The 1482-nt window shown below is 73.7% G+C and carries 1 protein-coding gene; it reads left to right on the top strand.

The window, feature by feature from the left end; translation table 11 throughout:
• Window positions 1-97 precede the first annotated feature (97 nt).
• Window positions 98-1441, top strand: a complete 1344-nt coding sequence (locus K6I34_RS36855; RefSeq protein WP_229332373.1) for a peptidase C39 family protein — start codon at window positions 98-100, stop codon at window positions 1439-1441.
• The last annotated feature ends 41 nt before the right edge of the window (window positions 1442-1482 follow it).

Below are 1482 nucleotides of genomic sequence, written 5' to 3'. Positions count from 1 at the left end.
GCCCACCGGGGGCGGAGCCCCCGGTGGGCGGCTCGTCGTTTCGGGGTGGCGCCGGGCCGGGGAAGAGAAGAGGCCAGCCGACCCACGGGAGAACCCCATGTCCAGCAGAGCCAGCAGACGCACCGTCCTCACCGCCGCACTGGCCACCGCGGCCACCGCGGTCATCCATCCGCGCGCCGTCGCCGCCCCCTCCGGAGGAGCCATGGTCGACTACCACGCCTGGACCACCGAGGCCGACTGGCACCTCGGCACCCCCCGCGGCACCCGCGTCCGCGCCGGTCACCGCCCCGGCATCGTCATCGACCGCCCCGTCGGCACCCTCGACTACCGGGACCCGCACACCGGTGCCACGTCCACCTGGGAGTACGCCACCTGGACCGGCCCCGTCCGCCGTCTCCGCCCGCCCGCGAGCGAGGTCGTCGCGTCCTGGAACGCCCACGCCCCCGCGGGCACCTGGCTCCAGGTGGAGCTCCACGGTACGTACACCGACGGCGGGGAGACCCCCTGGTACGTGATGGGCCGCTGGACGGCCGGTGACGCGGCGGGCGACATCCGGCGCACCTCGGTCGACGGCCAGAAGGACGGGAAGAGCAGCGTCTCCACCGACACCCTCGCCATCGACGCCCCCGCGACAGGACCGCGGATCGCCTCGTACCGGCTGCGCGTCACGCTCCACCGCAGGCCGGGCACCGGTCTCACCCCCACCGTGTGGCGGCTCGGCGCCATGGGCTCCGACATCCCCGACCGCTTCACCGTCCCCGCCTCGGTACCGGGGGAGGGGAGGGGGCGCGAACTGGCCGTGCCGCGCTACTCGCAGGAGATCCACAAGGGCCAGTACCCGCAGTACGACAACGGCGGCGAGGCATGGTGCAGCCCGACCTCCTCGCAGATGGTGCTGGAGTACTGGGGGCGGGTGCCCTCGCGCGCCGACCTCGCCTGGGTCGACCCCGCGTACGCCGACCCGCAGGTCTGCCAGGCAGCCCGTCTCACGTACGACTACCAGTACCAGGGCTGCGGCAACTGGCCGTTCAACGCCGCCTACGCCGCCACGTACCGCGACATGCAGGCCGTCGTCACCCGGCTGCGCTCGCTCGGCGACGTGGAGAAGCTGATCCGGGCCCGGATCCCCGTCATCACCTCCCAGTCCTTCCTCGCCTCCGAGCTCGACGGCGCGGGCTACGGCACAGCGGGGCACCTGATGTGCGTCGTCGGCTTCACCGAGGCCGGTGACGTGGTGGCCAACGATCCGGCGAGCCCGTCGGACGCGGCCGTGCGGCGCGTCTACAAGCGCCGCCAGTTCGAGAACATCTGGCTGCGCACCAAGCGCCACAACGCGCAGGGCCAGGTCAAGAGCGGTTCGGGAGGCGTCTGCTACCTCTACTTCCCCGTGGCGCCCACCGAGGCGCAGCGCCACGCCCTGGCCGCGGTCGGGGTCCGCTGAGCCGCCCCGCGTACCCCGTACGCCCCCGCGCCTCCCGTACC

The organism is Streptomyces sp. UNOC14_S4, from assembly GCF_020740835.1.
Classification (GTDB): Bacteria; Actinomycetota; Actinomycetes; order Streptomycetales; family Streptomycetaceae; genus Streptomyces.
The sequence above is the reverse complement of the archived record's forward strand: the minus strand, read 5'-3'. Positions and strand labels throughout refer to the sequence as shown.

Bases quoted from the DNA above. Each gene is read 5' to 3' on its own strand.
- K6I34_RS36855 (WP_229332373.1), top strand. From the start codon at position 98: ATGTCCAGCAGAGCCAGCAGACGCACCGTCCTCACCGCCGCACTGGCC.